Genomic DNA, 6018 nt, shown 5'->3' on the forward strand with positions numbered 1-6018 from the left:
GCGCCGGTGTTCGCCCCGGATGTGATCACCGCCGAGCGCATCGAGGGCGTGCTGCACGGCCGCTTCGAGGTCGTCGGGCAGCCGCACCGCCTCCCCGACCCGATCGACTGGCTGGCCAATCCCAGCAGCGACGTCGAGTGGCACATCCTGCTGCACAAGTTCTACTACGCAGCCGGCCTCGCCCAGGCCTGGCAGGCCAGCGGCGACCCGCGCTACGCGGCGCGCTGGATGGCTCTGCTCGACGGCTGGATGGCGCAGGTGCCGCTGGGCTTCATCGCCGCTGACGTGACCGGCCGGCGCGTGCAGAACTGGATCTACGCGCTGCACGGCTTCGTGATGCACGACCGCCACGGCGCGCCGGTCGACGCGGCCTTCTTCCGCCGCGTGCTGCACTCGCTGCACGGCCAGGTGGAGTTCCTCTGCGCGAACCTCACGCCCAAGCGCAACCACCGCACGCTGGAGCTGCTGGCGATCTTCCTGGCCGGCGTGGTGTTCCCCGAGTTCGCGGCCAGCAGGCGCTGGCGCGAGTTCGCGCTGGCGCAGACGCTGGCCAACGCCGAAGCCGACCTGCTCGCCGACGGCGTGCACTGCGAGCTCTCGACCGACTACCACCACCTCGCGCTGCGCAACTGGATGCAGGTGCGCCAACTCGCCGCGCACAGCGGCGTGGCGGTGCCGGCGGCCTTCGACGCCGCGCTGCAGCGCGCCTTCGACTTCGCGCTCGCGGTGCACCAGCCCGGCGGCGGCATGCCGAGCTTCTCCGACGGCGACGCCCGCGGCTTCGAGCCGCTGCTGCTGCAGGGCGCGCAGCTGTTCGGTCGCGACGACCTGCGCTTCGTCGCCACCCAAGGCGCGCAGGGCCACGAGCCGGCCTCGCGCAACGCCCACTTCGCGGCCAGCGGCTACCACGTGCTGCGCAGCGGCTGGGGTCGCCATGCGCAGCACCTGGTGTTCGACTGCGGCCCGCTCGGCGAAGGCAACCACGGGCACTTCGACGCGCTGTCGTTCGAGCTCGCCGCCTGCGGCCGGCCGCTGGTGGTCGACCCCGGGCGCTACACCTACAGCGAGGCCGGCGAAGTGAACTGGCGCGTGCACTTTCGCCACACCGCGGCGCACAGCACGGTGTGCGTGGACGGCCGCACGCAGACGCTGTACGAGCCGCGCCCGGTCAAGGAGCCGTCTCGCCACGCCCAGGGCGCGGTGCGCCACAAGGTGGCCGGGCCCGCGCCCGACTGCACGCTGCTCGAGTCGCTCGACGGCGAGCACCTCGACCTGCTGAACGGCCGCTGCATCAGCCACGCCTACGACGCGGTGCACGAGCGCTGCATCGTCTTCGTCGACCGCCGCTACTGGATCGTCGCCGACACGCTGCGCGCGCCGACCGTGCACGACTACGCGCTCAAGTTCCAGCTCGGCGCCCACGCCGAAGGCGGCTGCGCGCTCGGCCGCGACGGCGTGCTGGCCAGCCCCGGCCTGGTGATCGCGCAGCTGCCGCGCGCCGGCCAGCAGCCGCTGGTTGCCGACGCCTGGGTGTCGGCACGCTACGGCCACAAGCAACCCGCCCCGGCCTTGCTGACGCGGCATCGGGCGCGCGACGCCGAGTTCGACAGCGTGCTGCTGCCGTGGCGCGGCCGCCCGGCGCAGGCCGCGGTGAGCGCCCTGCCCGCCCGCGCCGACGACGGCAGCGAAGCACTCGCGCTCGACATCCGGCTGCGCGCCGACGACCTCGACTGGCACGACGGCTGGTTCCACGCCCGCAGCGCCGCCGCCCGCAGCTGGCGCATCGGCGAGCTGGTCTTCACCGGCCGCTGGCTGCACTGGCGCATCGGCGCCGACGGCCGCGTCGTGCGCGCCGTGTCGCATGCGGGCGCGACGCTGCGCGACGGCTCGCGCACCGTCGCGCTCGCGACGGAGGTGGCCGCGTGAACACGCTGCCCTTCGACCCGGTGCTGCCCACGCTGGCGGGGCTGCTGGACGCAGCTTCGATGGCGCACGGGTTCGCGCTGCATCTGCGTGGCCAGGGCCTGCATGTCGAGGGCTGCGAGGTCGAGCGGATCAAGTACCGGCCGAGGCGCAACGCCTCGATCAGCTACCGCCTCTCGCTGCGAGACACGGGCGACGGCGAGCGTCTCGAGCGCCGCGTCGCCGCCCGGCTGCGCGAGGGCGGCGTGCTGCAGCTCGCCTGGTGGCCGCACGACCGCAAGCTCGACGCCCCGCGCGTGCTCGACGACGGCGCGGCCTTGTCGGCGCGCTGGCTGCCCGAGCTGCTGGAGGCGATCGACGGCCCTGGCGCGCAACTGCAGTCGCAACGCGTGGACGTGGTGCAGTACGTGCCCGAGCAGCGCCTGACGGCACGCGTGGCGCTGTGCTGGCAGCGCGACGGCGCGCCGCGCGAGGCCACCGTCTTCGCCAAGGCCAGCCGCGAGCCCGATGGCGCCACGGCGCACGGCATCCTGGCCGCGCTGCAGGCCACGCCGGCCTGGCGCGCCGGCCGGCTGCGCACGCCGGCCGCGCTGCTGTGGCAGCCGCAGGCCCAGCTGCACTGGCAGGCTGCCGCCCCCGGCATCGCCCTGCTCGACCATCCCCAGGCCGCACGTTTCGCCGCGCCGCTGGGCGAGCAGCTGGCCGCGCTGCACCATGCCCCGATCGAGCTGGCGCGCCGGCTCGACGGCGCCGCACTGCGCGCGCGGCTGGCCGAGGTCGGCGACACGCTCGCGCTGGTGCTGCCCGGCTCGCAGCGCGAGCTGCGGCGCGCCGTGGGCGCGCTCGCACGCGGGCTGCCCTGGCTCGACGGCCAGCCCGGCGCCACGCTGCACGGCGACCTGCACCCTCGCAACGTGCTGGTCGACGGTACGACGCTCACCCTGATCGACCTCGACGGCGCCCGCCGCGCACCGGCGCTGCTCGAACTCGGCAGCTGGTGCGCCGACGGCGCCTACCGCGCCGTGCTGGCCGGCGCCCGCGAGCAGCGTGATGCCGGCGCCTGGGCCGCGCTGCTGGACGGCTACGCACGCGGCAGCGGCAGCGTGCCGGCGGCGCCCGCGCTGGCCTGGGCCACCGCCTGGCAGCTGCTGACCCAGCGCGCCTGGCGCTGCGTGGTCAACCTCAAGCCGGGGCGCCTGGCGATCGCGCCACGCCTGATCGCGCTGGCCGCCGAGTGGGCGCAATCGCCGTGGGCGGAGCCCGCATGAACCCGATCGACCTGTGCCTCGACACGGCGCGGATGCGCGACATGCTCGCCGCCTGGCTGCCCGGCGCACCGGATATCGCCGAGGTGCGCATCCTGCAGGCGCGGCGCAGCGCCTCGAAGCGGCGCCACCCACACCCGCTGACCGCCGTCTACGAGCTGGCGCTGCGTGACGGCCGCACGCAGCGCTGGTACGCCAAGACCTGGCGCGACGGTGCCAGCCTCGCCGCGCTGCCCGTCAGCGGCCCGGCTACGGTGGCGGTGCCGCCGCTGGACATGCTGCTGTGGCCCTGGCCGGCCGACCCCGGCCTGCCCCAGCTGCGCGAGCTGCTCGACGCGCGGCGCGCGCTGACCTGGCGCGGCGATGCGCCGGCCGCGGTCGACGTGCTGCGCTGGGAGCCCGAGCAGCGCGCCACGCTGCGCTACGCGCAGGCCGGCGCGACGCTGTACGCCAAGACCTTCGCCGACGACCGCGGTGCACACATCCACGAGCGCTTCCGCCACGTGTGGACGCTGGCGCAACAGGAACCGGCCGCGCCCGCGGTGGCCGAGCCGCTGCGCTGGCATGCGGCCACGCGCAGCGTCTGGCAGGCGCGCGCGCCCGGAGTGCCGCTGCCCGACCTGCTGGCCGGCAGCCGCACCGGCGACCTGCCCGGCCGTCTGGCCCGCGCGCTGGCGGCGCTGCATGGCTGCCGCATCGCCGGTGTCGAGACGCGGCACGACCTGGCGCACTGGACGGCCGAGGCCTGGCGCCGCGCGCGCAAGCTCGGCCGCGCGCTGCCAATGCTCGCCGACCGCGCCGCCCGCGTGGCCGACGTGCTGGAGCGCAGCGGCGCCACGCTGCCCGACCACGAGCCCGGCCTGATCCACGGCGACTTCCATGCCGGGCAGGTCGGCGTCGACGTGGCCGCAGGCGGCCGCATCGTCTTCCACGACTTCGACGAATTCGCGCTCGGCGACCCGATGGAGGACCTGGCCGCCTTCGTGACGCGGCTTCCTGCCCGGCCGGACTTCGGCGCGGCGCTGACCGCCGCCTACGCCGAGGCGGCGCCGCATCGCTTCGGCCGCGAGAGGCTGCGCTGGCACCGCGCGCTGCAGGCGTTGCTGCAGGCCAGCCGCGCCTTCGTGTTCCAGCTGCCGGGCTGGTCGGCCGAGGCGGAGCGCCGCCTGGCGCGCGCCGAGACGCTGGCCGCCCCCGACTCCGCGGAGACCCTCGCATGACGACCCCGAACACTCCCGCCGGTGAGCGGCTGCGCGCCATCGTTCGCAGCGCGCTGGCCGAGCAGCGCGGCGCGCTGCTGCTGGCCGTTCTCGGCCTGCTCGGCGTGGTGCTGGCCGAGGTGCTGGCGCCGTGGCCGCTGAAGATCATCTTCGACCACGTGCTGCTCGGCCACGCGCTGCCGCCGTCGATGGCCGTGCTGCAGCCGCTGCTGGCACTCGGCCCGTGGCCGGCGCTGCTGGCCTCGGCCGGCGCCATCGCCGCGATCGCGTTGCTGGCCGGCGGTTTCGCCTACCTGCAGCTCTACTGCAGCGCACAGATCGGCCACCGCATCACCTGGCGGCTGCGCGCGGCGCTGTTCGCACAGCTGCAGAGCCTGTCGCTGGCCTACCACCAGGGCGCGCGCAGCGGCGAGCTGATCACCAAGGTGGCGGGCGACACCAACCTGCTGCGCGACATGTTCTCCGAATGGGCGCTGACGCTGGCGCGCCACGCGCTCACGCTGGCGGCGATGCTGGCCGTGATGTTCATGCTGAACTGGCAGCTCGCGCTGGTGGTCTGCGCCACGCTGCCGCCGCTGCTGGCGGTGATCTACCGGCTCAACCGCCGCGTCAAGGCCACGGTGCGCGAGCAGCGCCGCCACGAAGGCCGCATGACCTCGCGGCTGAACGAGGTGCTCGGCGCGATCGCGCTGGTGCAGGCCTTCGGCCGCCAGGGCTACGAGGAAGACCGCTTCCGCCGCGAGATCGAGGCCAGCTACGACAGCGGCATGCGCAGCACGCGCAGCGCCGGCGCCATCGCCAAGGCCATCGCGGTGGTCAGCGCGCTGGGCACGGCGATCACCGTGCTGCTCGGCGCGCGCGAGGTGCTGGCCGGCCGGCTCACGCCCGGCGAGCTGCTGGTGTTCGTCGGCTACGTCACCAGCCTGTACAAGCCGGTGCGCGACCTCGGCCGGCTGGCCGCGAAGTTCTCGCGCGCCGGCGTGAGCGCGCAGCGCGTGGCCGAGATCCTCGACCTGCAGCCCGAGATCGAGGATGCGCCCGACGCCATCGAGCTGGTGCGCCCGGCCGGCGAGATCGTCTTCGAGGACGTCTCCTTCGCCTACGCCGGCGGCAAGCCGGTGCTCCAGGGGCTGAACCTGCGCATCGCCGCCGGAGAGCGCGTGGCGCTGGTCGGGCCGTCGGGTGCGGGCAAGTCGACGCTGGTCAACCTGCTGCTGCGCCTGTACGAACCGAGCGCCGGCCGCGTGCTGATCGACGGCATCGACATCCGCCGCTACCGCCGCGAGAGCCTGCGCCGCGAGATCGGCATCGTGCTGCAGGAGAACCTGCTGTTCGGCACCTCGGTGCGCGAGAACATCGCCTACGGCCGGCCCGATGCGCCGCCCGAGGCGGTGGAGGCGGCCGCGCGTGCCGCCCGCGCGCACGAGTTCATCGTCGACCTGCCGCAAGGCTACGACACCGAGCTCGGCGAGCGCGGCGCCACGCTGTCCGGCGGCCAGCGCCAGCGCCTGTGCCTGGCGCGCGCGCTGGTCAAGGAGCCGGCCATCCTGGCGATGGACGAGCCCACCGCGTCCATCGACTCCGTGTCGGCGCGGCTGATCACCGAGACG

4 protein-coding genes are annotated in these 6018 nt (G+C 74.9%); all 4 read left to right on the forward strand.

Going from position 1 to position 6018, the window contains the following annotated elements:
* Positions 1–1926: heparinase II/III family protein (locus AB7U92_RS20255; RefSeq protein WP_428581185.1), on the forward strand; the 1926-nt coding region annotated here is incomplete at its 5' end.
* Positions 1923–3191, forward strand: a complete 1269-nt coding sequence (locus AB7U92_RS20260) for a phosphotransferase (RefSeq protein WP_428581188.1) — start codon at positions 1923–1925, stop codon at positions 3189–3191. The genes AB7U92_RS20255 and AB7U92_RS20260, both read left to right, overlap by 4 nt.
* Positions 3188–4408 carry a phosphotransferase family protein gene (locus AB7U92_RS20265; protein WP_428581191.1) on the forward strand — a complete coding sequence of 407 codons (1221 nt, stop codon included), beginning with the start codon at positions 3188–3190 and terminating at the stop codon, positions 4406–4408. The genes AB7U92_RS20260 and AB7U92_RS20265 overlap by 4 nt, the downstream gene beginning before the upstream one ends.
* The coding region (locus AB7U92_RS20270) for an ABC transporter ATP-binding protein (RefSeq protein ID WP_428581194.1) at positions 4405–6018 on the forward strand (1614 nt) is incomplete at its 3' end. The genes AB7U92_RS20265 and AB7U92_RS20270, both read left to right, overlap by 4 nt.

Origin of the sequence: Piscinibacter sp. (assembly GCF_050175855.1) — a bacterium.
Classification (GTDB): domain Bacteria; phylum Pseudomonadota; class Gammaproteobacteria; order Burkholderiales; family Burkholderiaceae_C; genus Piscinibacter.